The sequence below is a fragment of the Microbulbifer variabilis ATCC 700307 genome, assembly GCF_000380565.1.
GTDB classification, from domain to species: domain Bacteria; phylum Pseudomonadota; class Gammaproteobacteria; order Pseudomonadales; family Cellvibrionaceae; genus Microbulbifer; species Microbulbifer variabilis.
The window spans coordinates 190,311-214,402 of sequence record NZ_AQYJ01000028.1 but is presented as its reverse complement, the minus strand read 5'-3'; the positions used below and the strand labels follow the sequence as shown (position 1 = coordinate 214,402).

Here is a 24,092-nt window from a genome sequence, read left to right as displayed (position 1 = left end):
AAAAAAACCCGGTTTTCACCGGGTTTTTTATTATCTCTGACCAGCATCTTAAGCAATTCGAATATTTACTTCAGGTGCATCAGTGACATCGCTCAACCACCCCCGATGAGCGGCGCTACGTCCCTGAACCACATCGAAATAGAGACTCTGTAAGCGGCCGGTGATCGGCCCGCGCCGACCACTGCCAATTGAACGCCCATCTAGAGAGCTGATCGGCAGTACTTCAGCCGCAGTGCCCGTAAAGAAGGCTTCATCGGCAATATATACTTCGTCCCGGGTAATCCGCTTCTCCACCACCCTGTATCCGCATTCCCTGGCGAGTTCAATTACAGTATCGCGGGTAATTCCATCCAGGCAGGAGGTAAGCTCCGGCGTATAGATGATACCTTCGCTAACGATGAAAAAGTTCTCTCCACTCCCCTCTGCCACATAGCCTTCTGGGTCTAATAGGAGCGCCTCATCACAACCGTTGCGCACAGCCTCCTGTAGAGCCAGCATAGAGTTGATGTAATTGCCATTGGCCTTGGCTTTACACATGCTGATATTGACATGATGGCGGGTATAGGAGGAGGTATTCACCTTGATACCTTGTTCCAAGGCCTCCGGGCTCATATAACTGGGCCATTCCCACGAAGCTACGATGACATGGGTTTTGAGACCCTCAGCACGTAGCCCCATTCCCTCGGATCCGAAAAACACCATGGGCCTCAGATAGGCCTGATGCAGGTTATTCTCCCTCACTACCAAACGCTGAGCTTCATTCAGCTCATCAACATCGAATGGCATTGGGATATTCATAATTTTTGCAGAGCGAAATAGTCGGCGGGTATGGTCCAGCAAGCGAAAAATACTGGCGCCTCGGTCAGTTTCATAAGCCCGTACCCCCTCGAACACTCCCATCCCGTAGTGCAGGGTATGGGTCAGTACATGAACGCGTGCATCGCGCCAGGGGACCAGCTCACCGTCAAACCAGATAACGCCGTCGCGGTCGGCAAAAGACATGGGAAACTCCTACAAATCCTGAAAAACAGTTTAATCGGGCAGCAGGAGGTAGCCGGCCTTTAACCGAGCAATTGCTGCCAGTTTGTTTGAACGGTCTTTCTTTCCGCTGTGAATCGGTCATCGCTCACAATCCCTGGCAGTTGTTGTAGTGCCAGGCGATGACCCTCAGATCGGTAGGCTTTGTAGGCGTCGATCAGATGTCCAGCTTGTTTGGCTGGCATCAGGCCCGCGTCAATCAGACTTTCGAGAATGCGAATATTATCGGTATAACGCACTATCGAGGGCGCAGTTTGCGCCCAGGCCAGAGCAGCATATTGAACCAAAAACTCAATATCGACAACACCGCCCGCTCCGTGTTTCAGGTCGAACTTTTGATCATTGCTCTTATCGAGATGGGAGCGCATTTTATTTCGCATTGCGATCACTTCCTCGCGCAATTTCTGCTCATTTCTGTGCTCGCAAAGCAATCTCAAACGAAGCTCCTGGAAATCCTCACACAGGCGGCTGCTACCCGTCACCGGCCGGGCGCGCACAATTGCCTGGTGCTCCCAGGTCCAGGCACTCTCACGCTGGTACTTGTCAAATGCCGCCATAGAAGTGACCAGTAGCCCTGAATTACCAGAGGGCCTCAGGCGAGTGTCCACCTCATAGAGTGGTCCGCTCAATGTGCGCGTTTGCAGAATATGGATCAGGCGCTGCGCCAGACGGGTATAAAAACGCTGGTTATCAATGCTGGTATCCCCGCTAGTATTGAGCTGGGGGTCTGCATCATGCACAAACACAATATCCAGATCAGATCCATGGGCCAACTCGAGACCGCCAAGTTTACCGTAGGCGATAATGGCAAAACGCATATCCTCTACGGTAGCGCCTGCAGGCAAGCCGTATTTGTCCACCATCTGCGCCCAGGCCAGATGCAAAGATTGCTGTAGAATTGCCTCAGCAAGCCAAGTGAGGGAGTCGCTCACTCTCATCAGCGGCAGAGCCCCACTTACCTCCTGGGCAGCAATACGCAGGCTTTGACTCTGCTTGAAGTAACGCAACGCTTCCATCTGTTGCTCCAAATCAGCAGGATCAACGCGCAATAGTTCTCGACGCAGCTCATCTGCAATATCCTCCGCTGTAGCCGGCGCTAACAGGCGACGTGAATCCAGTAATTCATCCAGAAGTATCGGGTGGCGTGCGAGCTGCTCTGCAATTCGCGGGCTGGCACTACAAAGCCGCACTAGCTGGCTCAGTACCGGTGGGTTTTCATTGATCAAAACCAGGTAGGCGCTGCGGCGCAGTACTGAGCGCACTAGGGGCAGTACTCTAGCAAGCACCAGCAGCGGCTGCTCCTGTAAACTGGCTGCCGCCAATAGCAGAGGCATAAACTGGTCCAGGCGCTCCCGGGATGAAGCAGGCAATGCGATCACCATTGGTGAGTTGGATAGCTCCCGCAACAGATTCAGGGCCTCCCCAGCAGGGACAAAGCCAGCATCCGCCAAGCTCTGCAGGTTGATCTCCTCACTTCCCGGCTCATTACAGCTGCCCCAAAGCCCCTGCCATTCCTCCGCTACACGCGGCTCAGCGATCTCCTCCGGAGGCGCGATTACAGTATCGAATTCACTTTCGACTACATTGCGCACCGATGCCAACTCCCCGAAGAGTTGTCCCCAGTCATCTCGCCCCAGGGCATAAGCAAGCCGCTGACGTTCCTTATCATCTTGGGGTAATGCTTGAGTTTGCTGGTCTCGATAAGCTTGTAGCGCGTGCTCAACCCGGCGCAGTAACAGATAACAGTTTGCCAATTCAGAGGCTACACCGGGCTCTACATGCCCATCACTTTCCAATAGTGGTAGGAGCTTCAACAGGTTGCGTTCACGCAGTGCCGGTTGGCGGCCACCGCGAATTAACTGGAACGCCTGGGCGATAAATTCGACTTCGCGAATACCACCTCGACCGAGCTTGATATTGTCTGTTAGGCCTTTTGCACGCACCTGGCGTTGAATCAAAGCCTTCATCTCCCGCAGCGCATCGATCGCACTGAAATCGATATAGCGACGATAAGTAAACGGGCGCAGCAGCTCCATCAAATCTGCCGCAACTTCCTTATTACCGGCCACAGGACGCGCCTTGACCATGGCATAGCGCTCCCATTCGCGTCCCTGGGTCTGGTAGTAGTCCTCCAGTGCAGCAAAATGGCTCACAAGCGGGCCACTGTCTCCATAGGGGCGCAAACGCATATCCACACGAAACACAAAGCCTTCGGCATTAATAGCATCCAATGATTTGATTAGTCGCTGTCCCAAACGCTGAAAAAACTTCTGGTTTTCCACGCACCGTTCGCCATCTGTGTGGCCGGGTTCCGGATAGGCAAAGATCAGGTCTATATCTGAGGATAGATTCAGCTCTCGCGCACCCAGCTTGCCCATACCGAGCACTACCATAGATTGCGCACGCCCTTCTCTATCCCGCGGCTCGCCGTAGCGCTTTACCAGCTGGGAATGGTGCCATCGCAGCGCCGTATCAATACAAAGCTCCGCCAACTCACTCAGGCGCAGGCAAGTCCGTGGAATATCCCACTGGTCGGCAAAATCGCGGAATATCACCTCCGCGGTAGCGCGATTGCGCAGAAACCTCAGTGCGCTGTCGAGGCTCTCATCACTATTGAAGTCTGGCAGTGCAAGCCCAAGATCCTCGGCTTTTAACAGCTCAACCAAGAACTGAGGTTGCCGGCAGCAATGACGGTGAAAAAACTCAGAACCGATAAAGCTTCTTGCCAATCCCGGCTCTAGGGCCCGCTCTTCTGTAAGCCTCTCCACCTCATCACTAAAAGCAGTGCCCGCCTGTTCGCACCAATCACTCCACAATGAATCCAGCTGGTGTTTGAGTGACTCGGGGCAATTGGCGTGGTCGAACATGGGGTATCAATCCTTAGAGCAGCTATGAGGCTGGTGTGCCTGTTCATTTTTTCCTAGGCCGAATTCAATTTTGAAGCCAGCAGCTTAGAACAGCTAGCTTCTTAATACCTCCACCTGTTCTTCACCAGCTAGGCAATCCAGCTCCAAACTTTAAAACGCAATGTCTGGCGGCGGAGCTACACGCAACACTTCCGCAACGGTAGTCAGGCCGGCTGCCACTTTTTTGGCACCTGAGAGACGCAAGCTACTCATACCCTCTCGCATTGCCTGACGACGCAGCTGCTGCAGATCGCAATCAGGGGTAACCTGTGCTTGGACAGGCTCACTGAACGGCAATATTTCGTAAATGCCTTGACGTCCCAAATAACCGGTATTACGACACTCCAGGCAACCTATCGGTGCATATACCTTTTCCGGGAGCGGAGCCTTCCATGGGCGCACCAGGGATTGCCAATCGGCCTCTGCTATCTTATCCGCACGCTTGCATGACGGGCACAGGGTGCGAACCAGTCGCTGCGCCATTACCCCGAGGATGGTCGATTTAAGTAGGTAGTGAGGTAACCCCAGGTCAAGCAATCGAGTGACCGCCGTAGGGGCATCGTTGGTATGTAAGGTGGAGATCACCAAGTGCCCGGTAAGCGCCGCCTGTACCGCCATCTGAGCTGTCTCAAGATCCCGGATCTCCCCCACCATAATGATATCCGGGTCCTGGCGCATCAGGGTCCGAATACCTGCGGCAAAATCGAAACCGATAGAGTGGTGCACCTGGGTTTGGTTGAAGCTCTCTTCAACCATTTCAATCGGATCTTCCACCGTGGAGACATTCACCGCGCTGGTAGCCAACTGTTTGAGGCCTGTATACAGAGTGGTGGTCTTTCCCGACCCCGTAGGCCCTGTTACCAGTACAATGCCGTTGGGACGCGACAATATTTTTTGCCAGCGGGACAAATCTTCACCACCCAAGCCCAGGTCACTGTAGGAGCGCGCCAGCACTTCGGGGTCGAAAATTCGCATCACCAGTTTTTCACCAAAGGCTGTAGGCAACGTAGAGAGGCGCAGCTCCACTTCACTGCCATCGGGCCGCTTGGTCTTGATACGTCCATCCTGGGGCTTTCGCTTCTCAGCCACGTTCATTCGCCCGAGAATTTTCAGGCGACTGGTCACAGCAGCATTCACCTGATCTGGCAGCTCGTGAATAGGGTGCAGCACACCATCGATACGGAAACGGATTCGCCCCACTTCCCGCCTTGGCTCGATATGGATATCACTGGCGCGCTGGTCGAAGGCATGTTGCAGCAGCCAGTCGACAATATTGACGATATGTTGATCGTTGGCCTCGGGATCCTTTAGGTTGCCGAGCTCCAGCAACTGCTCAAAATTGTTCGCAGTAGATGTACCTTGCAGGCCGCTGGCCCCAGAAATGGAGTTGGCAAGAGAGTAGAACTCCACGCAATAGCGCTTAATATCTGCGGGGTCCGCCACCACTCTCCGTACCATACGGCCACTGGTGTGCTCCAACTGCTCTTCCCAGCCCCTAGCGAAAGGCTGTGCAGTTGCAACCAAGAGTTCTTCTGCTCCCGCTTCAACACATAAGATCTGATGGCGCTTGGCAAACTGGAAGCTCATCACCTCGGTCACCGCACTGACATTCACTTTAAGCGAGTCAATATGATAGAGGGCATGAGAGGAAATATCTGCTAACCAGGCACTGAGAACTTCGCTGTTCAATAGGGCTCCGGGGGCTTTCCGGTTGGCGAGGTCGCAGCTTGCGATGTAGCTGAGAGGGTGCATTTGTGCCTGCTCAGCAGTACGCGGAGTACCTACAATCCGGTTAGCATCCTGCCTGCTCACATAGCCCTGACCGACAAGGTCATCCAGCAGCCCATGTAAGTCCAGCAGCCTGTCCGCGGCTTTGCTCTCTGCCATTGGTAAACCCCCTTTATTCTCATATGGCGACGCCGCATTGTAGCCCCATCCTCAGGGTACAACAGTGCATCGTTAACGCACTATTACCGAAGTTGCTCCGATTGGGGTACCATGCCGCCGTTTCGCACCCTGAGCAATGGAGCTAACCATGGCCCTGTCGAATATTGCCAATCTGTTTGGCCGCTCTCCAATCAAGCCGATTGAGAAGCATATGGCTACGGCCCACGAGGCTTCAGCCGATCTGATTCCGTTTTTTGACGCACTGATCAAAGGTGATCTGGAAGAGGCGGAAAAAATTCAACTGCGCATCTCTGCCACAGAAAACCGCGCAGATGACATCAAAAGAGATCTGCGCCTGCACCTGCCGGACAGCCTGTTTATGCCGGTCTCCAGATCCGATCTGCTGGAGCTGTTGCACGCGCAAGATGAGGTTGCCAACACCGCGCAGGATATCGCCGGGCTGGCAGTGGGCAGGAAAATGCAAATCCCACAAAGCCTGCAGCCGCTCATGGCCACTTTTGTTGAAAGTGCTGTGGCGACCTCATCCCAGGCACTGCGCGCCATTAACGAACTGGATGAGCTGCTGGAAAGTGGTTTCGCCGGCCGTGAGGTCACCATCGCAAAGCGCATGACTGAAGAGCTGGACGAGCTGGAGCGCAAGTCAGACAAGCTGGAAATTGAAATTCGCGCTGCGCTTTTCGCCATAGAAAAAGACTTACCGCCGGTGGATGTAATGTTCCTCTACCGCGTTATTGAATGGATCGGCGAACTAGCCGACCGCGCCCACAGCGTGGGCAACCGATTGCAGTTGTTGTTGGCACGTTAGGGGGTTCAGCGTGGAAATTATTAGTCAATACGGCCATATTCTGTTGATTTTGGCCTGTGTCGCAGGCTTCTTTATGGCCTGGGGCGTTGGTGCAAATGATGTCGCCAACGCCATGGGTACATCTGTGGGCTCGCGCGCACTGACTATCAAGCAGGCGATCATTATCGCCATGATTTTCGAGTTTGCCGGTGCTTACCTAGCTGGCGGAGAGGTAACTGCCACCATTCGCAAGGGTATTATTGACTCGGAAATCTTTGCCTCGCAGCCAGAGTTGCTGGTTTACGGCATGCTATCTGCCCTTCTCGCGGCCGGCACCTGGTTACTAGTGGCGAGCATCCTCGGCTGGCCAGTATCGACTACCCACTCAATCGTTGGTGCAATTGTCGGCTTTTCTGCAGTTGGCATCTCTGCCGACGCTGTGGCCTGGGGTAAAGTTGGCAGTATTGTAGCCAGCTGGGTGGTTTCTCCTCTGCTAGCTGGCACTATCTCCTTCCTGTTATTCCGCAGCGTTCAGCGGCTGATTCTCGATACCGAAGATCCATTCAATAACGCTAAGCGTTATATTCCCTTCTACATGTTCGCTGTAGGCTGGATGATCGCGATGGTGACCCTGACCAAGGGCCTGAAACATGTCTTGAAAGATGCCAATATCCAGCTGACATTCGTGCAGGATGCAGGCATCGCAGCCATTGCCGGTCTTATTGTGGCGGGTATCGGTATTGCCATGCTCAAGCGCGTGAAGCGCGACCCCTCCGCAGAATCCGAGAATCGCTTTGCCAATGTGGAGCGAGTCTTCGCGATTCTGATGATCTTTACTGCCTGTGCCATGGCTTTTGCCCACGGCTCTAACGACGTGGCCAATGCAGTAGGCCCACTCGCAGCGGTTGTAAACACTATCCAGAGCGGTGCGGTAACCGCCAAAGCCACTATGCCCTCCTGGATTCTGCTCCTTGGTGGCCTGGGAATTGTTGTGGGTCTTGCCACTTACGGCTTTAAGGTAATGGCCACTATTGGCAAGAAAATTACCGAGCTGACTCCGAGCCGCGGTTTTGCCGCCGAGCTGGGGGCTGCCGCCACCGTCGTTCTGGCCTCGGGAACTGGACTGCCAATTTCCACGACCCATACCCTGGTTGGCGCAGTTCTCGGTGTTGGCCTGGCACGCGGTATTGGCGCCCTGAATCTGCGTATGATCACAACCATTGCAGCTTCTTGGGTAGTAACTTTGCCCGCAGGTGCCGGTATTGCAATCCTGTTCTTCTACTTGTTTAAAGGTATATTTGGCTGATAAGCCAGTCTTAGGCTTTGAGAAAAGTCGATTAGAGGGAGGCCCCAAAAGCCTCCCTTTTTTATTGCCTCTAAATTCGCCATCTACCTGTTTGAGCTACGCTGTTGCAACGCAGGGCGAGATAGCCTGCCCTTTTATCAGCCGGGAATTCCAGCCTCTCCAAGCAATTGGCCTCCACTGCAATGAAGACTACTAACACATGCCAATGGACTGTCGGAACCTACCTCGCGCAGAGGTTAAAAGATGCGGGAGTCCGGCATTATTTTGCTCTACCTGGCGACTATAACCTGGTACTGCTGGACCAGCTATTGATGCACAGGGACTTACAGATGATCAGCTGTTGCAATGAGCTAAATGCTGGCTATGCCGCCGATGGCTATGCACGTGCCACTGGTGGGCCATCAGCGGCGGTGGTCACATTCTCCGTTGGTGGATTGAGCATGATTAATGCCGTTGCAGGAGCCTATGCCGAGGACCTACCGCTAATCGCTATCTCTGGTGGGCCAAATACCAATTCTGAAGCTGAGTGGGAATACTTGCATCACACATTAGGCAAGGTCGACTATAGCTATCAGCGAGAGATGTATTCCCGCATAACCGCAGAAACCGTGATCATCCACCACCCCTCACTGGCACCCGCCGCTATCGATCGCGCAATTGATACGGCAATGTTGCGCCGCAAACCGGTATACATTGAGATCGCCGCAAATGTCGCCAATGCTCCAACTTCCGCACCCATACCCCGCGGTTTTGCCAGGCGCGCTACCAGCGATCCCGATTCCCTCAACGCTGCAACCAAGCATGTTGCCGAATTCCTTAATGCCGCTGAGAGACCGGTACTGATCGCCGGAAGTAAAATCCGTGCAGCCAATGCCCGCATCGCCCTTCGCGATTTGGCCCAAAGCTGTAGTTACGGCCTCGCCACCATGCCCGATGCTAAGGGCATAGTGTCTGAGGCACACGAGAACTTTATGGGGATCTATTGGGGGCCAGTGAGTACGCCAGGTTGTAGTGAGATAATTGATACCTCCGATGCGCTATTGTTCGCAGGACCACAATTCACTGACTACACAACTACCGGACACCAACTGGGTTTTGAAAAAAGCCGGGCAATCTTCTGCCACCCGGCCTCAATACAACTCGGGGAGACCTGTTACAGCAATGTGCACATGAACGACCTGTTTGAAGCTCTTGTAGGACAACTCAAACCCAACGATGGTGCACTCAAGGCCTACCGAAGAGTCAGCAGTCCAAAACACATTCCTCAGCCAGGCAAAGCCAAGACTCCACTATCTATCCGGCAACTGTTTACACGAATACAGAAACTGCTCGACCGTAAAAGCACTTTGCTGGTGGAAACAGGGGACTCATGGTTTAACGGTATGGAGCTATCCCTGCCTGAAGATGCACAATTTGAAATCCAGATGCAATACGGGAGTATTGGATGGTCAGTAGGAGCGACTCTTGGTTACGCACTGGGGAAGGACAAAGGCCGCCTTATTTCCTGTATTGGCGACGGTTCTTTCCAGCTGACTGCACAAGAAATTTCCACCATGATCCGCTATCAGGTCGACCCGATTATTTTCCTGATCAACAACGGTGGCTATACCATTGAAGTGGAAATCCATGATGGCCCTTACAATAAGATTAAAAACTGGAACTACGCCCAATTAGTTGAAGTATTTAGTGCGGGAGAAGGTGATGCCTGGGGCTGTAAAGTCAGTACCGAGGAGGAACTGGATAAAGCTATTAAGGAGGCTAAAAGCCGTAAAGGGCTCTGCCTGATAGAAGTGATCATCGACCGCAACGATTGCAATGTGAATCTGCTGCGCTGGGGGAACCAGGTTGCGCGTAATAACGGCCGTGCAAACCGAAGCATGTAAAAAAACCAGGTAAAATGAGAACTACGTTCAGCTCTCAAGTAAGAGTATTAGTCGCCCAGCCTTAGCCTCTATTTACAAAATCTAAGTGCTCTATAGCACTGCTTCCAATTGGCTAGCACGCCGGTAATACTACTTTTCCTGAACATAATAATGTCCATTACTTAAAAGCTTACGTCTTATCCATGCCACTGCTACTCTTTGTCACCTTCCTTTGGGCCCTTTCCTTCAGTTTGATCGGGGTTTACCTGGCCGGCCAGGTGGATAGCTACTTTTCCGCAATGAGCCGGGTATTACTCGCCTCCCTGCTATTTTTGCCCATGTTGCGGTGGCGTCGCTCAGGCACTCGCATTGCCTTAACCCTTATGACTATTGGTGGTGTACAGCTTGGGCTGATGTATTTGTTTTATTACCAGTCATTCCTACTTCTGAGCGTCCCGGAAGTCCTGTTGTTTACCATATTTACTCCTCTGTATATTGCCCTTTTATACGACCTACTCAAGAAACGAGTCTCTTTATGGAATCTGGCAATCGCACTATTAGCAGTTTCCGGGGCAGCTATTATTCGCTGGGATAAACCGAATGGCGACTACTGGAATGGATTCGCCATGGTCCAAGGGGCAAATCTATGCTTTGCACTGGGCCAAGTAGCCTACAAGCAGTTCATGCAGCACCGACAGCCACTTGAGCCCAGGCAAACTTTCGGCTGGTTTTTCCTGGGTGCCAGCTTAGTTACCGTGACAGCCTGGACACTATTGGGTGAAGCCAAATATCCGCAAAACGAAATTCAGTGGGGTGTACTAATCTGGCTAGGGCTGGCCGCATCAGGGCTTGGCTACTTTCTTTGGAACAAAGGCGCTACCCAGGTTTCCGCCACAACTTTGGCAGCTATGAATAACGCCTTGATTCCCGCGGGCTTATTGGTAAACCTGTTAATCTGGAATCGAGAAGCCGATATCACAAAACTGGCAGTGGGAGGTGGTGTAATTACCGCAGCCGTAATAATTAGCGAATGGCGCAACAGGAAAAGGGAGATCCACTATGGCGAGTACCGCAGTACCTAACCTCAAGGAGCAACTGCGCCAGCTTGTTGGCACCCCGAGTATCAGTGCCACAGATCCAGCGCTCGATATGGGGAACCGACCGGTGGTGGAACTATTGGCAACCTGGCTGGAAGCCCTCAATTTTAAAGTGGAATTGTTGCCCCTGAAAGGCAACCCTCTCAAGGCCAACATGATCGCCACTTTGGGCGGCAGCTCCGATGGCAATGGCGGACTGATTTTATCCGGACATACCGATACAGTGCCTTATGATGAGGGCCGATGGCAGTCCGATCCTTTCAAGCTGATAGAGCGAGACAATCGCCTATACGGCCTCGGTAGTAGCGATATGAAAGGGTTCTTCCCCCTTGCCATTGAGGCGGCCAAGTCCTTCTTAAATAAGCCTCTGCGCCAACCCCTTACGATTCTTGCAACAGCCGACGAAGAGACCTCAATGGCTGGGGCACAGGCATTGGTCGAAGCAGGGAAACCCCACGGGCGCTTTGCGATAGTAGGTGAACCCACCGGCTTGCGCCCTATACGCATGCACAAAGGGATAATGATGGAGGCAGTGCGAATCACCGGCCAGTCCGGTCACTCTTCCAATCCCAGCCTTGGCGCCAATGCCTTGGAAGCCATGCACTCAGTAATTGGAGAGCTGATGTCTTTGCGAGCCGAATGGCAGCAAAAATACAATAACCCGGGCTTTGCCGTACCTGTCCCAACCTTGAACTTGGGCTACATCCATGGCGGCGACAACCCTAATAGAATATGCGGCTCTACTGAATTGCAATTCGATGTGCGCCCACTACCAGGCATGCATCTGACAGACCTGCGCGCTGAACTGCAAAAACGTCTAGCCAGCTGTATCGACAACGACAGAATTCGCCTGGAAGTGATTTCCCTATTTCCAGGTGCACAACCTTTCGAGCAAGAGCAGAATTCTGAGCTGGTGCAGACTGCAGAAAAACTCTGTGGCCATACCGCCGGAAGCGTCGCCTTCGCTACAGAGGCTCCCTACTTGAAGAGCATGGGCATTGACACTATTGTGCTGGGTCCAGGTGATATTGACGTAGCCCATCAGCCAGATGAATACCTTGGGCTAGAGCGTATCAATCCCATGGTGGATATATTACGCAAACTGATAGCCCGCTTCTGCCTATAAGCACAGCACCCTAACTCGGCATACAGCAGGAGTCTGGGCACTTCGCCTGGAGTAGATAAAACCTCCAATACTTGTCTTTAAGCTGGCAAGTACCTCAGTAAACGGAAAGGCATTAGTGAGCGACGATAGCGCCTCCCTCAACTGGTTCCGCCATGCGGCACCCTATATTAACGATCTTCGCGGTCGCACCCTGGTGATTGGAGTCCCTGGTGACGCCCTGGAACACACCAATTTCCGTAATTTAGTGCATGACCTAGCGCTACTCGCCAGCCTCGGCGTGCGCTTGGTAGTCGTTCATGGCGCCCGCGCCCAAGTGAACCGGGCCCTTGCTGAGAGCGGCATAGAGAGCCGCTTTCACGACAATAACCGGGTCACCAATCGAGAGAGCCTGGAGATAATTAAAGCTGCGGTGGGTAGATTGCGATTTGATATCGAAGCCGCATTTTCACAGGGTCTACCTGACTCCCCTATGGCCCGCTCAGCTTTGAAAGTGATTTCCGGTAACCTGGTTACCGCACGGCCCTGCGGAGTGCTTGATGGTGTCGACTTGGGCTGGACAGGTACCGTTCGGAGAATGGAAGTCAATACCATTGAGCAAGCCTTAGACCAGGGTGCGCTGGTATTGCTCTCTCCACTGGGCACTTCGCTGACAGGGGAACTGTTCAATATCAACTACCTCGACCTGGCAGCGGAGGCAGCGCGGGTATTACGAGCAGAGAAGCTGGTACTGTTCCGCGAACCTGCCCAGTTAATCTTGGACGGTAACCCGGTTCACGAACTCAGTATTGTACAGGCTGAACAAGTTTCTGCTCGAGTACGAAGCAAAGCTCTAGGGTGTGCCATACGCGCCTGTAATTCCGGGATCGCTCGTACCCATTTGCTCAGCTACTGTCAGAATGGCGCTCTTATCCAGGAGCTGTTTCGCCGCGAGGGTGCCGGTACCATGATCTACCGGGATAGCTATGAAGTGGTGCGCCGTGCGCGTATCACCGATGTTGGTGGCATTCTCGGCCTTATTCGCCCGCTGGAGAAGCAGGGTGTCCTGGTACGTCGCTCTCGGGAAAAGCTCGAAGCAGAGATTGAGCATTTCACTCTGGTAGAAGTCGATGGGACCCCGGTGGCTTGTGCTGCTCTCTACCCGATCAGAGATGACAGCGGGATCACATCAGCAGCGGAAATTGCCTGTGTGGCCAGCCATCCCGAATTCCGCGGCGGTGGCCGTGGCGCCAAGTTGATGCGACACCTGGAGCGTCAGGCCCGCACCCTAAATGTCGATGAGCTCTATGTGCTCACCACGCAGACCGAGCATTGGTTTATTGAGCAGGGGTTTAAGCAAGTGGCGATCAAGGACCTGCCCACATCTCGCAAGTCTCTCTACAATATTCAGCGCAATTCGCGGATTCTGCGTAAACGCATCACTGCCAGCCCTCCTGCATAAACCGCTCCATCCGCAATTTTCATCCTAGTAAGTCGCGCAACTTGATCAAGTTGCGCGAAAATATCCCAGATATCGGATTTTTTTGATAAGCTGACGCTCTAATTTACACAGCCGGATGCTTGTACCATGCCCAGATATCGTTCCCGTACCTCCACCGCCGGACGCAACATGGCCGGCGCCCGGGCGCTGTGGCGAGCCACAGGAATGACCGACGCCGATTTCCACAAGCCGATTATCGCCATCGCCAACTCTTTCACCCAGTTTGTGCCGGGCCACGTACACCTGAAGGATATGGGACAACTGGTGGCAAGGGAGATAGAGCGAGCCGGTGGTGTCGCCAAGGAATTCAATACCATCGCCGTAGATGATGGCATTGCCATGGGCCACGACGGCATGCTCTACAGCCTGCCCAGCCGTGAGATTATCGCCGATTCAGTAGAATACATGGTCAACGCACACTGTGCTGATGCCCTGGTATGTATATCCAACTGTGACAAGATCACTCCGGGAATGCTGATGGCCGCTCTACGTCTGAATATCCCGGTTATTTTTGTATCTGGCGGACCAATGGAGGCCGGTAAAACCAAGCTGGCCGATCATAAACTGGATCTTGTCGATGCGATGGTGATCGCTGCTACGGATACAGCAACTGATGAAGAGGTTGCAGAGTACGAGCGCTCCGCCTGCCCTACCTGCGGCTCATGCTCCGGCATGTTCACCGCAAATTCTATGAACTGTCTGACTGAGGCACTGGGCCTCTCACTGCCAGGCAATGGCACCCTGTTGGCCACCCATGCGGACCGCAAAGAGTTGTTCCTGCGCGCAGGACGAGAAATCGTTTCGCTAACGAAGCGTTACTACGAAGAAAATGACGAGAGCGCCCTGCCTCGCAATATCGCCAACCGCAGTGCTTTCATGAATGCCATGGCTCTCGATATCGCCATGGGTGGCTCGACCAACACGATATTACATCTACTCGCCGCTGCCCAGGAGGGCGATATCGACTTCAACTTACAGGATATCGATCGACTCTCCCGCGAGATACCGCAACTGTGCAAAGTCGCGCCTAACACAGAGAAGTACCATGTTGAGGACGTCCACCGAGCCGGTGGGGTAATGGCGATTCTCGGCGAATTGGAATCTGCTGGGTTAATTGATGCCTCCCTGCCCACAGCCTACGGTGGCTCATTAGCGGATGCACTAAAGCAATGGGATATCTCTCGCACCGATAAGCAATCAGTGCGTGACTTCTACCGGGCTGGTCCCGCAGGAATTCCCACACAGACCGCATTTAGCCAGGCCTGCCGCTGGCCAACTCTTGATGTCAATCGCCAGCAAGGCTGTATTCGCTCAGCCGAGCACGCTTATTCTGCTGAGGGCGGGCTGGCAGTTTTATTCGGCAACCTGGCCCCTAATGGCTGCGTAGTGAAAACTTCCGGCGTAGACGAGGCGCTTTGGCATTTTGAAGGCCCGGCTCATGTGGTTGAGAGCCAAGAGGAGGCGGTTTCGCATATTCTCAAGGGCAAAGTTCACAAAGGTGAAGCCGTGATAGTCCGCTATGAGGGCCCCAAAGGCGGCCCCGGTATGCAGGAGATGCTCTACCCCACCAGCTACCTGAAATCCAAGGGATTAGGGGAACACTGTGCATTAATTACTGATGGTCGCTTCTCAGGCGGAACTTCCGGCCTCTCTATCGGGCATGTATCACCAGAAGCAGCTTCTGGTGGCACTATCGCCTTAGTGCGAAATGGAGATCCAATACATATTGATATTCCCGCCCGAAAAATAGAGGTCGCGATTAGTGATAAGGAGCTCGAGAAACGCCGCCAGGATATGGTCAGCCTCGGCCCACAAGCCTGGAAACCGGGTGAATCTCGCCCCCGCAAGGTTAGTAAAGCTCTTAAAGCGTATGCGTTACTCGCCACCAGTGCTGATCGGGGCGCGGTGCGAGAAATTGATTGACTAAAAACATGAAGTAAAACGGCCCTCTTTGAGGGCCGTTTTTTTATTTCATTGCGCCAACTTATAAGTAATACGATTACGCACACCATAGCGCTCTACAGGCTGACCGTCTTCCATTTGCGGCTGGTATTTAAATCGCTCAGCCGCTGCCAGTGCCGAGCGATTGAATACATTGGTAGGGTTCCCAGCGCTGTCGAATCCCCCAACTACCTGGGCATCACGCACCGCTCCGGTTTTGGTTATCGTAAACTCCACAACTACGTAACCCTCCATGCCTCTGCGCATAGCCACACTAGGGTAACGCGGTGCGGGCTTATAAACAGGCAAAGGTTCTCTCGATACAATAACCGGGTTACCCCCAGTTTCAGCAACCGGCGGAGCAACCGTTGGTATGGTATCTATAATCTCTACGTCTCTGATCACCTCAGTGCGCTGAATTGGTGGCGGAATATCCTGAGGGCTGGGCGGTGCCTGGTACTCTTTAACCGTTACCACCTTTTTCTCAGTGATATCTATTGGTTGAATCGTCGGTAACGGCTTAGCCACCGGCTCCACAAAATTAGTGGAAATCAACTGGCTCATTAAAAAAATCAACCCGAGAGTTATCAGGGCAGCATAGGCCAAACCTTTGGCATAGCCAGAAAGCTGATAGGTAAGTAGAAATTCAGGGCTGGAAATTGGCGGGCAAGCTCTATCCATAACACCTCTCCTATTATTGTTAGGGTGCAAAAACGGCATCTGGAGTGCCGAAATGGAAAAAGCTGATCAGCTGACTCTAATCATTAGTCAATTCACGAAAAAATGCAAATAGTCCATTAATACAGGTTATTTAGCCTGGGCAATTGAGAGAACTCTAGAAAAGAAAAAAGGCCATACATTTCTGTATGGCCTCCTAAAAAAAGGTAAATAATTGAAGGAAATTAAATCGCTAACTGCTCTTCACGCTTTTTCTCACCCTCAACGTAAGCGATCCACTGCTGCGCAGACTTTTTAGAGCGCTCATCTTTTGAAGCTTTCTTGAGACTTACCAAAGCTGCGTCATAACGTTTCAGGTTAGCATTAGCCATACCCATCACGATGTGCAGCTGATCGACACGCTTAATTTTGCCTTTTGCAAAAGCCTTCTTGCCCATCGAAATGGCTTTCTCATTCTGATCCAGATCCAAATAGATACCGGCCAAACGTGAGTAAATTTCCCCTTTGTCTGACAAGCTAGCTGCAGCCTCCAGCTGAGGGATTGCTTTTTGCAGCTCCTGAGCCATCTGGTAAGCCTGGGCTAAAGTCTCCAGGTTCTTAGCTGTTCGAGGGATCTTCTTCTCTTTAATACCTTTGGCAATAACCTTGGCACCTTTATAAGGCATTTCATGCCCCATAAAGAGATAGCCCATGTTCAGTAAATCCCGATCTTTCTCCAAAGCGCCAGCAATATAAGCTGCTTCCATCATATGAAGCTGGTCTTTGTCACGCTTAAGCTCACCGTACATAGCTGCAAGAGTTTTGTAGTACACCGGCTTCGGGTAATACTGCACTAATTTTTCCAGAACACCCGCTACTTTTTTGTAGTCGTTGCGCTCGAAATACACAAACTGCTGCAACCCGTACCAGCCTTCCTTCGGTACCTTGCCCTCTTTCTCATACATGGATACCGCTACGTTGATATCCTTCAGTGCCTTAGCTTGATCACCAACCTGGTTATAAGCCTGAGCACGCAATGCATAAGAATCTGCAGTAATACGATCAGAAACCTTGAACCACTGGTTCAAGTAATTGATCGCCTGCTTATAGTCTTCGGTTACGAAATAAAGTTGGGCCAAGGTAAACAAAGTGCCCACTTCAAGTGCTACTGGCAGGTTTTTTTCACCCTGACTCAGCACTTTCTTGAAGTAAGGAATAGCCTCTTTGTAGCGCTCGGTACTGTAGTAAACCACACCAAAGAAATTGTACATCTGTGCTATTTCATAGCCATTGTACCGTTTCTTGCTCGCATCCATTTCCTTCAGCGCAGCAAGAGCACCCGCCCAATCCTCTGCATCTGCAGCTTCCTGGGCCTTTTCCAGTTTTTTATACGCCGCTTCGCGCATTGCCGGAACTTTACGGGTCTTTTCTTTACTAGGCTTTTTTTGCTCTTGTGCCTGTGCCGAGGCGAAAGATGCGGAAACACCCGCTGCTTCAAGCACGGTAACACTGACTGCTGGTGCCAAGACCAGGGGCAGCGCTACTGAGGTGCGCAGAGCGAGCTTGGACAAACTTTTGCTAATGCTTGTCAACTTCATAGTGCTTCCCCTTAGTTTTTGGCCATATTAAAGCTGATCTTAGTCCTTACATTGGGAACTTCGGTCGGCTTGCCATCGACTACCCGCGGCTTGTACTTGTATTTCAGTGCAGACTTAAGCGCAGCTCTGTTGAAAACAGAAGTAGGCTTACCATCTAGCGTGAAAGCTTCAATTACGATGGGGTCACGTACAGAGCCGTTTGTGGTCACCGTATATTCCACAATCACATACCCTTCCATTCCGCGCTGCAGGGCGCGTCGAGGGTACTGAGGCTGCACCTTAACAATTGGCAGATAATCCCCCTCACCAAAGCTGAAGCCCGACAACTTGACGCCGCCACCTGCTCTAGGGGCAGCAACACTGATACTGGTATCAATATTCGGGTCTTCAAACTCAGGCTCTGGCATCTCCGGCGGAGGCGTTTCCGGCTCTTCCGGTTTCACCGGTTTGGTCGTATCGTATTGTGTTTCGATCTTTTGCTCAGGCATCACTACATCGGCAACCTTGAACTGCTCCTTTTCCTCTGGAGCACTCATGTTTGCCGCAATCAGCTGATGCATGGTGAAGATGAGGCCGAAGGTAGTGGCTATCGCCAACGTTCCTGCCCCAAGAAGTCTTACCGGATTCATAGCTGTTAACTCTTTTCTGTCGCGACCGAAACTTTCTTAATGCCGATTTTCCTGGCAGCTTCCGCAATCAGGGCAATCATCTCAATACTCGCTTCCTTATCGGGCTGAATTACCAACCACCCTTTCGGGTTTTCCGAGTAAAGGCGCTCCAGGACAATTCTCACCTGGCGCTCGTCAACCTTCTCTTTGGCAATCCAGATCTCATCACTATCGTTGATCGCTACCAGGATAGAGGCGGCCTTGAGTTCAGCGGTTGTTGCATCCGGCTTCACAACATCAGCACCCGGCTCCTTGATAAAAGTCGCAGTGACGATAAAGAAGATCAGCATAATAAACACCACGTCCAGCATGGGCGTGAGGTCGATAGCGCCGGCTTCTTCTTCTGCCGTATTTTGTCTTTTGCTCATAGCAACTCTCTTAGCGAACTTTCCCGCGAGGGGCTCCAAGGGAGCACCCCCGGTGAAAATATCTGGTTGGCTAAACCTTCACAGCAAATAAGCTTGCCTATTCGCTTATGTGTGCTTAATGGTCCATCGTCAGATGGTCTTCCAGCAGCTGAGTCTCACGTTCTGCCTTACGGGTAAGGTAGGTATTGGCAAATACACCAGAGAGGGCCGCAACCATACCCGCCATCGTCGGGATAGTTGCCATGGATACACCACTGGCCATCTGCTTCGCATCACCACCACCGGTAATCGCGAGAACATCGAACACATTGATCATGCCCCAGACCGTACCCAGCAGCCCGAACAGGGGCGCAAGGGCAACACAAGCCTGGATCATATCCATATTGTCCTGAATTTTCTCGGATACCCGGGAAATCAGCGCGTAGCGGATCTGGTGGGCCCCCCAGGAATTGCGCTCACTGCGCCCCTCCCAGTGGTTTACCGCACCCTGAACGTCTTCCTTCAATGCTTTATTGAAATAAAAGACCCGCTCGAAAATCAGCGTCCACATAAAGAAGGTCAGGCCGGCGATCAGGAACAGTACTGGCCCGCCCGACGCCATAAAGGCGTTGACGGCGGCCCATGCGTCATTTAATGCGTGCATGTTGCCGCCTCCTCTTATTTACGCTCGGCGTTTTCTGCCACGATACCAGCACTCTGCTCTTCCAGAATGTGCAGGACACGCTTGGCTCGACCGTTTACTACGGTGTGCATCAGTACAGTGGGGATAGCCACTACCAGACCCAGAACGGTGGTGATCAGGGCTGAGGAAATACCACCGGCCATTGCTCTCGGATCACCGGCACCAAAGATAGTAATCGCCTGGAAAGTAATGATCATACCGGTAACGGTACCCAGCAGACCTAATAGTGGAGCTACCATGGCGATGATCTTCAGCAGGTTAAGGCCGGATTCTACTGCCGGGCGCTCTTTCAGAACGGCTTCTTCCATCTTCAGCTCTAGAGTCTCGCCGTCGACACCTTTATTTTCTTCCGCGACAGCCAGGACGCGGCCCAGCGGGTTATTGGTGTTCGGGGTAGAGGAACGCAGCTGCGCACTTACTTTGGCGCTAATACCGGTTAATACGATGAGGCGGAAGATAGCCAGCAGCATGGCAAATACACCAACTGCGGAGATGATGTAGCCAACGATACCGCCTTGATGCCAGCGCTCAACAAGATCCGGGCTGTTGATCATAGCTTTCAGGTAGGAACCGCCAGTAGGGCCTGTCGGGTCAACACCAAAAGCGCTAAAACCAGCGGTGGAAGCCTGCAGACTTTCTGCCATACCCTGGAACTTGGCATCCGGCTGGCGAATCAGTTCAGCCATTTTGTATGCATCGTTCATTTCCAGGTATTTACCATTGGAAACCAGGTTGAAGTTACCAACGCGCACAACTTCCTGCTGAGCCTGTTCACCACTAGGCTTGATCACAGTTGCGTTGAACTTAACAACCTTGCCAGACTCCACGGTCTCACGCTGGATCTCAAACCACAGGCGTTCGATCTCTTCGATAGTAGGCAGCTGAGTAGCACTGTTCATCTTCGCCAGCAGGCCATCGATAAACTCTGTACGACCTGGGTATTGAGCGGAAACCAGGGAGGAACCGACGCTCGCACGCAAGTCTGCGGCAGTAGAGGACATATGGCCGAACAGCTCTTTCAGGGAGCCCAGACGCTCGTCCAGCTGCTGGCGCTTCTGGTCAACAGCAACTTCCTGTTCCTGGTATTTCTTTTCCAGCTCGGCAGAGCGCTTTTCTTCCGCCGTGCGAGTGTCTTTGGCCTTGTTCAGCAGAGATTGCTGATTAGCTTTCTGGCGACGGAAATCAGCTTCACGCTGTTTGTGCTCTTTGGATTCAGCAATTTTGGATTGTTGAACCATTTTCAGCAGATCGTCGAGGGAAGCTGCTTTCTCTTGGGCAACAGCAGAGAAGCTGATCAGGCCAGCCGCTGCTGCAACTAATACGCGTTTGGCGATAGAGGATTTCATTGCGCTGCCTCCGGAGCCGGGATCGGCATGGTCATGATGTCGATAGTGGCCTGCTTCTTGGCGATCTTCAGGCCATTCATGAGGGCGCGGCGATATTCGCCAGCATCGATTTCAACCCAGGCTTTCTGGCCTTTATCGTAGGCAAGAGAGATCTCGGAATCGGTAGTCTGAGCCAGCAGAGCGATACGGCCGATCTGCAGCACGTTTACTTCGCGCTCCTGGCCATTTACGTTCAGGGAATCACCGTAAGTGTCAATCTTACGCGCGTACTCCGCTTCGAAGTTGTACAGCTCCAATACCTGACGGAATTTCTCCGCAACAGTAATATCGGAACGGTCCATATTGTTCTTTACACCTTCGAGGTTTGCCATGCGCTCGTCCAGTTTGAACGGGGCATCCAATTCGATGAACTGCTCCAGACCTTCCAGCATGCGCAGGATCAGCGGCTGGATTTGACGTTCAATGACAGTAACGTTGGCAATAGATGCATCCAGCTCATTGATAACCTGGAGCTGGTTGGCCAGCTGCTTTTCCAGCTGACGGTTGTACACTCGCAGACCATCGATTTCTTTATTGACCACCTTGAAGTCCTGCAGCAGGCTGCTAGTTTCTTCGGCAATCTTGTCGATGCGCTTTTGCGATGCCTGGGCCGCAGTGGTTTTCTGCTGGCCGACGGCGAGTACGTTATCGAGAGTATCCGCAGTGGCTACGCTGCCGTAGAGCGCGCCGGCAGACAGCGCAGTGGTCAGCGCCACAGCCATGAATCGCTTGGTTTTCATTAGACCCCCCAGTGGGTTCAATATTTCACAACATGGTCGCGATGAATTAGCTGCCACAACGCGGTGTCCTTTTGTTTTAAAAACATTGGTTAGAAGACAGCTAAGAGCCGCACATTGTAAACAGCCGATTTGATTATTCAAATGCCGATTGTCAGCATCGGCCCGCATGGGTAGCAAGGTAACAACCGGGTAACAAAACCGGGTCACTTGCACACATTGGCGGCGGTGTTCCTTGTGTAGGCTGTCGCAGAATTTAACAGATTGATCAACTTTTAATCAAATTGTTTTTATTTAAATCTGTCGTACTGAACTAATGCGTAGTTGTACTCATTCTTGTCTGAAGCAGGGTAACACTCCCGCACCACTTCGACCCATGAGTCGTCAATCTCTGGGAAGAAGGCGTCCCCTTCCACATCGGCATCCACCTCGGTGATATAGAGTCGCGCTGCCATTGGTAGGGCCTGGCGGTAGACCTGCGCCCCACCGATCACCATCAATTCAGCCGCACCTGCCAGTGAGGCCCGCTCACGGGCAAGGTCCAGGGCGGACTCCAGAGAGTCCACCACTTCGACACCTTCAGCTGCCCAATCACGATTGCGGGTGATCACGATATTGACGCGACCCGGTAGAGGTCGGCCGATAGACTCATAGGTTTTGCGCCCCATCACTACAGGTTTGCCCATAGTCGTGCGCTTAAAGAACTGCAGATCACCTGAAATACGCCAGGGGAGCTCATTGTTTTTACCGATAGCACCATTGCGCGCTATAGCCGCAATCAGGGCGATAGATGTATCCATACCTCTCCCCTTAAACCGCGACCGGTGCCGGTATATGCGGATGAGCTTCATAGTTTTGCAGCTCGAAATCTTCAAAGCGGAAGGCGAACAGATCTTCCACATCGGGGTTTAGTTGCATCTTTGGTAGCGGCAGAGGCTCACGCTGCAATTGCAGCTCAACCTGCTCCAGGTGATTGGAGTAGAGATGAGCATCACCAAAAGAATGAATGAACTCGCCCGGCTTAAGGCCACAAACCTGTGCCAGCATCAGGGTTAGCAGGCTGTAGGAAGCAATATTAAAGGGGACTCCGAGGAAGATATCTGCGCTGCGCTGATACAGCTGGCAGGACAACTTACCCTCAGCCACGTAAAACTGAAACAGCGCGTGGCAGGGAGCGAGCGCCATACGCCCCTCGCGGGCATTATCTGCCGGGGAAATCCCCTCATCGGGAAGATCTGCCGGGTTCCAGGCACTGACAATCAGGCGCCGGGAATCGGGACGGGTTTTTAATTGGTGTACCAGCTGTTCAATCTGGTCGATTTGACGGCCATCCGGTGTCGGCCAGGAGCGCCACTGATGGCCGTAAACCGGACCCAGGTCACCATCTTCTGCGGCCCACTCATCCCAGATTCTTACCCTATTTTCCTGCAGGTAACGGATATTGGTATCCCCCCGCAAGAACCAAAGGAGTTCGTGGATGATCGAGCGTAAATGGCACTTTTTCGTGGTAATTAGCGGAAACCCCTCCGCGAGGTCACAGCGCATCTGATACCCAAAAACGCTTAAGGTGCCGGTGCCTGTACGGTCACCTTTTTCCGTGCCGTGATCGCGCACATGGCGCATTAGATCGAGGTACTGCTTCATCTATTGCTATGCTCCGCCATTAACTTGGGAACGCGTCCGCTTATTGCCATTTTTACCACTACGCCCCTCTGGTAGAGGCTGGGTTCGGTAACTCCACACCAGCAGAGCGATACCGGCCAAAATCATCGGCAGGCTCAGAAGCTGGCCACGGGTCATCCAGCCAAAAAGATCGAAACCGATATGACCATCCGGTTCCCGCACAAATTCCACGAGGAAGCGGAATATGCCGTAAAGCAGAACAAACATACCGCCTACGGCAAGGCGTGGACGCGGTTTACTGGAAAACCACCAGAGCACAGCAAAGAGCACAAGCCCTTCAAGAAATGCCTGGTAAAGCTGGGAGGGGTGCCTGGACAGCAGCTCAGGATCGCGGGGAAATACCATGCCCCAGGGGCCTTCAGTCGGCCGGCCCCAGAGTTCCTGGCCGATAAAGTTGCCCATCCGGCCCAGTCCCAAGCCAATAGGCACCAAGGGAGCCACAAAGTCGATTAGCACGGGGAAGGTTGTACCAATTTTACGGGCGTAGAGAACGGTAGCCAGCATCACTCCCACCAGGCCTCCGTGGAAGCTCATGCCGCCCTCCCACACTTTAAGCAGCGAAAGCGGATTCTCAATCAATTGCGGCAGGTTGTAGAAGAACATATAACCGAGTCGCCCGCCAACAACTACGCCTATTGCACAGTAAAGAATTAAGTCTTCGACTTCTGATTTAATTACCGGAGACCATGGTTTGGTGCTGCGACGCAGTGCCAACCACCAGGCTGCGATAAAGCCGAACAGGTACATCAAGCCATACCAGTGCACTTTTAATGGGCCAATAGCGATGGCCACCGGGTCTATTTCAGGGTAAGTCAGCATGGGGGAATCGAGATTGTTTGTTAAGCGCGTATTATGGTCGCAAAGCGCCC

At 52.6% G+C, this 24,092-nt stretch carries 20 protein-coding genes; 7 read left to right on the top strand and 13 right to left on the bottom strand.

From position 1 onward, the window contains the following. Positions 1-48: 48 nt before the first annotated feature. From G367_RS0116635 to tfpB, 3 genes are all read right to left on the bottom strand, one after another. Positions 49-1,002 (bottom strand): branched-chain amino acid transaminase, encoded by a 954-nt coding sequence (locus G367_RS0116635; protein ID WP_020414291.1) that lies wholly within the window; start codon positions 1,000-1,002, stop codon positions 49-51. A gap of 59 nt (positions 1,003-1,061) precedes the next feature. After that, positions 1,062-3,905 (bottom strand): bifunctional [glutamate--ammonia ligase]-adenylyl-L-tyrosine phosphorylase/[glutamate--ammonia-ligase] adenylyltransferase, encoded by a 2,844-nt coding sequence (gene glnE, locus G367_RS0116630; RefSeq protein WP_020414290.1) that lies wholly within the window; start codon positions 3,903-3,905, stop codon positions 1,062-1,064. 150 nt (positions 3,906-4,055) lie between these two features. Further along, positions 4,056-5,831 (bottom strand): type IV pilus assembly ATPase TfpB, encoded by a 1,776-nt coding sequence (tfpB, locus tag G367_RS0116625; protein WP_020414289.1) that lies wholly within the window; start codon positions 5,829-5,831, stop codon positions 4,056-4,058. 148 nt (positions 5,832-5,979) lie between these two features. Between tfpB and G367_RS0116620 the strand changes: the two genes are divergently transcribed. From G367_RS0116620 to ilvD, 7 genes are all read left to right on the top strand, one after another. Continuing rightward, positions 5,980-6,657: a TIGR00153 family protein gene (locus G367_RS0116620; protein ID WP_020414288.1), complete on the top strand. Its 678-nt coding sequence runs from the start codon at positions 5,980-5,982 to the stop codon at positions 6,655-6,657. A gap of 10 nt (positions 6,658-6,667) precedes the next feature. After that, positions 6,668-7,942, top strand: coding sequence for an inorganic phosphate transporter (locus G367_RS0116615; RefSeq protein ID WP_020414287.1), 1,275 nt, complete (start codon positions 6,668-6,670; stop codon positions 7,940-7,942). 182 nt (positions 7,943-8,124) lie between these two features. Continuing rightward, positions 8,125-9,825, top strand: coding sequence for a thiamine pyrophosphate-binding protein (locus G367_RS0116610; protein ID WP_020414286.1), 1,701 nt, complete (start codon positions 8,125-8,127; stop codon positions 9,823-9,825). Positions 9,826-10,007: 182 nt separating this feature from the next. Beyond that, the gene (locus G367_RS0116605) at positions 10,008-10,886 is read left to right on the top strand and encodes a DMT family transporter (RefSeq protein ID WP_020414285.1); all 879 of its coding nucleotides are present in this window, start codon (positions 10,008-10,010) and stop codon (positions 10,884-10,886) included. Then, a complete protein-coding gene (argE, locus tag G367_RS0116600) occupies positions 10,864-12,027 on the top strand; it encodes an acetylornithine deacetylase (RefSeq protein WP_020414284.1) in 1,164 nt (387 codons plus the stop codon). The genes G367_RS0116605 and argE overlap by 23 nt, the downstream gene beginning before the upstream one ends. A gap of 115 nt (positions 12,028-12,142) precedes the next feature. Next, positions 12,143-13,465 carry an amino-acid N-acetyltransferase gene (argA, locus tag G367_RS0116595; RefSeq protein ID WP_020414283.1) on the top strand — a complete coding sequence of 441 codons (1,323 nt, stop codon included), beginning with the start codon at positions 12,143-12,145 and terminating at the stop codon, positions 13,463-13,465. Between the two features lie 126 nt (positions 13,466-13,591). Continuing rightward, positions 13,592-15,427 carry a dihydroxy-acid dehydratase gene (gene ilvD / locus G367_RS0116590; RefSeq protein WP_026305192.1) on the top strand — a complete coding sequence of 612 codons (1,836 nt, stop codon included), beginning with the start codon at positions 13,592-13,594 and terminating at the stop codon, positions 15,425-15,427. Positions 15,428-15,475: 48 nt separating this feature from the next. On the opposite strand, the gene G367_RS25250 is transcribed toward ilvD, so the two are convergent. From G367_RS25250 to lgt, 10 genes are all read right to left on the bottom strand, one after another. Then, positions 15,476-16,126, bottom strand: coding sequence for an energy transducer TonB (locus G367_RS25250; RefSeq protein ID WP_020414281.1), 651 nt, complete (start codon positions 16,124-16,126; stop codon positions 15,476-15,478). A 221-nt stretch (positions 16,127-16,347) separates the two neighbouring features. Further along, the gene (locus G367_RS0116580) at positions 16,348-17,700 is read right to left on the bottom strand and encodes a tetratricopeptide repeat protein (RefSeq protein ID WP_020414280.1); all 1,353 of its coding nucleotides are present in this window, start codon (positions 17,698-17,700) and stop codon (positions 16,348-16,350) included. An 11-nt stretch (positions 17,701-17,711) separates the two neighbouring features. Then, entirely contained in the window at positions 17,712-18,329 is a 618-nt protein-coding gene (locus tag G367_RS0116575; RefSeq protein ID WP_026305191.1) for an energy transducer TonB, read from the bottom strand. 5 nt (positions 18,330-18,334) lie between these two features. After that, a complete protein-coding gene (locus G367_RS0116570; RefSeq protein WP_020414278.1) occupies positions 18,335-18,736 on the bottom strand; it encodes an ExbD/TolR family protein in 402 nt (133 codons plus the stop codon). 115 nt (positions 18,737-18,851) lie between these two features. Continuing rightward, positions 18,852-19,379, bottom strand: a complete 528-nt coding sequence (locus G367_RS0116565; RefSeq protein WP_020414277.1) for a MotA/TolQ/ExbB proton channel family protein — start codon at positions 19,377-19,379, stop codon at positions 18,852-18,854. A gap of 14 nt (positions 19,380-19,393) precedes the next feature. Continuing rightward, positions 19,394-20,764, bottom strand: a complete 1,371-nt coding sequence (locus tag G367_RS0116560) for a MotA/TolQ/ExbB proton channel family protein (RefSeq protein ID WP_020414276.1) — start codon at positions 20,762-20,764, stop codon at positions 19,394-19,396. Beyond that, entirely contained in the window at positions 20,761-21,543 is a 783-nt protein-coding gene (locus tag G367_RS0116555; protein ID WP_020414275.1) for a DUF3450 domain-containing protein, read from the bottom strand. The genes G367_RS0116560 and G367_RS0116555 overlap by 4 nt, the downstream gene beginning before the upstream one ends. A gap of 287 nt (positions 21,544-21,830) precedes the next feature. Then, positions 21,831-22,340, bottom strand: coding sequence for a dihydrofolate reductase (locus G367_RS0116550; RefSeq protein ID WP_020414274.1), 510 nt, complete (start codon positions 22,338-22,340; stop codon positions 21,831-21,833). A 10-nt stretch (positions 22,341-22,350) separates the two neighbouring features. Then, positions 22,351-23,184: a thymidylate synthase gene (locus G367_RS0116545; RefSeq protein WP_020414273.1), complete on the bottom strand. Its 834-nt coding sequence runs from the start codon at positions 23,182-23,184 to the stop codon at positions 22,351-22,353. A gap of 6 nt (positions 23,185-23,190) precedes the next feature. Then, positions 23,191-24,042 carry a prolipoprotein diacylglyceryl transferase gene (gene lgt, locus G367_RS0116540; RefSeq protein ID WP_020414272.1) on the bottom strand — a complete coding sequence of 284 codons (852 nt, stop codon included), beginning with the start codon at positions 24,040-24,042 and terminating at the stop codon, positions 23,191-23,193. Positions 24,043-24,092 lie beyond the last annotated feature (50 nt).

Excerpts from the sequence above, each read along its gene's own strand:
- G367_RS0116635 (WP_020414291.1), bottom strand. The coding sequence starts at position 1,002 with ATGTCTTTTGCCGACCGCGACGGCGTTATCTGGTTTGACGGTGAGCTG.
- glnE (WP_020414290.1), bottom strand. The coding sequence starts at position 3,905 with ATGTTCGACCACGCCAATTGCCCCGAGTCACTCAAACACCAGCTGGAT.
- tfpB (WP_020414289.1), bottom strand. The coding sequence starts at position 5,831 with ATGGCAGAGAGCAAAGCCGCGGACAGGCTGCTGGACTTACATGGGCTG.
- G367_RS0116620 (WP_020414288.1), top strand. The coding sequence starts at position 5,980 with ATGGCCCTGTCGAATATTGCCAATCTGTTTGGCCGCTCTCCAATCAAG.
- G367_RS0116610 (WP_020414286.1), top strand. The coding sequence starts at position 8,125 with ATGAAGACTACTAACACATGCCAATGGACTGTCGGAACCTACCTCGCG.
- G367_RS0116605 (WP_020414285.1), top strand. The coding sequence starts at position 10,008 with ATGCCACTGCTACTCTTTGTCACCTTCCTTTGGGCCCTTTCCTTCAGT.
- argE (WP_020414284.1), top strand. The coding sequence starts at position 10,864 with ATGGCGAGTACCGCAGTACCTAACCTCAAGGAGCAACTGCGCCAGCTT.
- ilvD (WP_026305192.1), top strand. The coding sequence starts at position 13,592 with ATGCCCAGATATCGTTCCCGTACCTCCACCGCCGGACGCAACATGGCC.
- G367_RS25250 (WP_020414281.1), bottom strand. The coding sequence starts at position 16,126 with ATGGATAGAGCTTGCCCGCCAATTTCCAGCCCTGAATTTCTACTTACC.
- G367_RS0116580 (WP_020414280.1), bottom strand. The coding sequence starts at position 17,700 with ATGAAGTTGACAAGCATTAGCAAAAGTTTGTCCAAGCTCGCTCTGCGC.
- G367_RS0116575 (WP_026305191.1), bottom strand. The coding sequence starts at position 18,329 with ATGAATCCGGTAAGACTTCTTGGGGCAGGAACGTTGGCGATAGCCACT.
- G367_RS0116570 (WP_020414278.1), bottom strand. The coding sequence starts at position 18,736 with ATGAGCAAAAGACAAAATACGGCAGAAGAAGAAGCCGGCGCTATCGAC.
- G367_RS0116565 (WP_020414277.1), bottom strand. The coding sequence starts at position 19,379 with ATGCACGCATTAAATGACGCATGGGCCGCCGTCAACGCCTTTATGGCG.
- G367_RS0116560 (WP_020414276.1), bottom strand. The coding sequence starts at position 20,764 with ATGAAATCCTCTATCGCCAAACGCGTATTAGTTGCAGCAGCGGCTGGC.
- G367_RS0116555 (WP_020414275.1), bottom strand. The coding sequence starts at position 21,543 with ATGAAAACCAAGCGATTCATGGCTGTGGCGCTGACCACTGCGCTGTCT.
- G367_RS0116550 (WP_020414274.1), bottom strand. The coding sequence starts at position 22,340 with ATGGATACATCTATCGCCCTGATTGCGGCTATAGCGCGCAATGGTGCT.
- G367_RS0116545 (WP_020414273.1), bottom strand. The coding sequence starts at position 23,184 with ATGAAGCAGTACCTCGATCTAATGCGCCATGTGCGCGATCACGGCACG.
- lgt (WP_020414272.1), bottom strand. The coding sequence starts at position 24,042 with ATGCTGACTTACCCTGAAATAGACCCGGTGGCCATCGCTATTGGCCCA.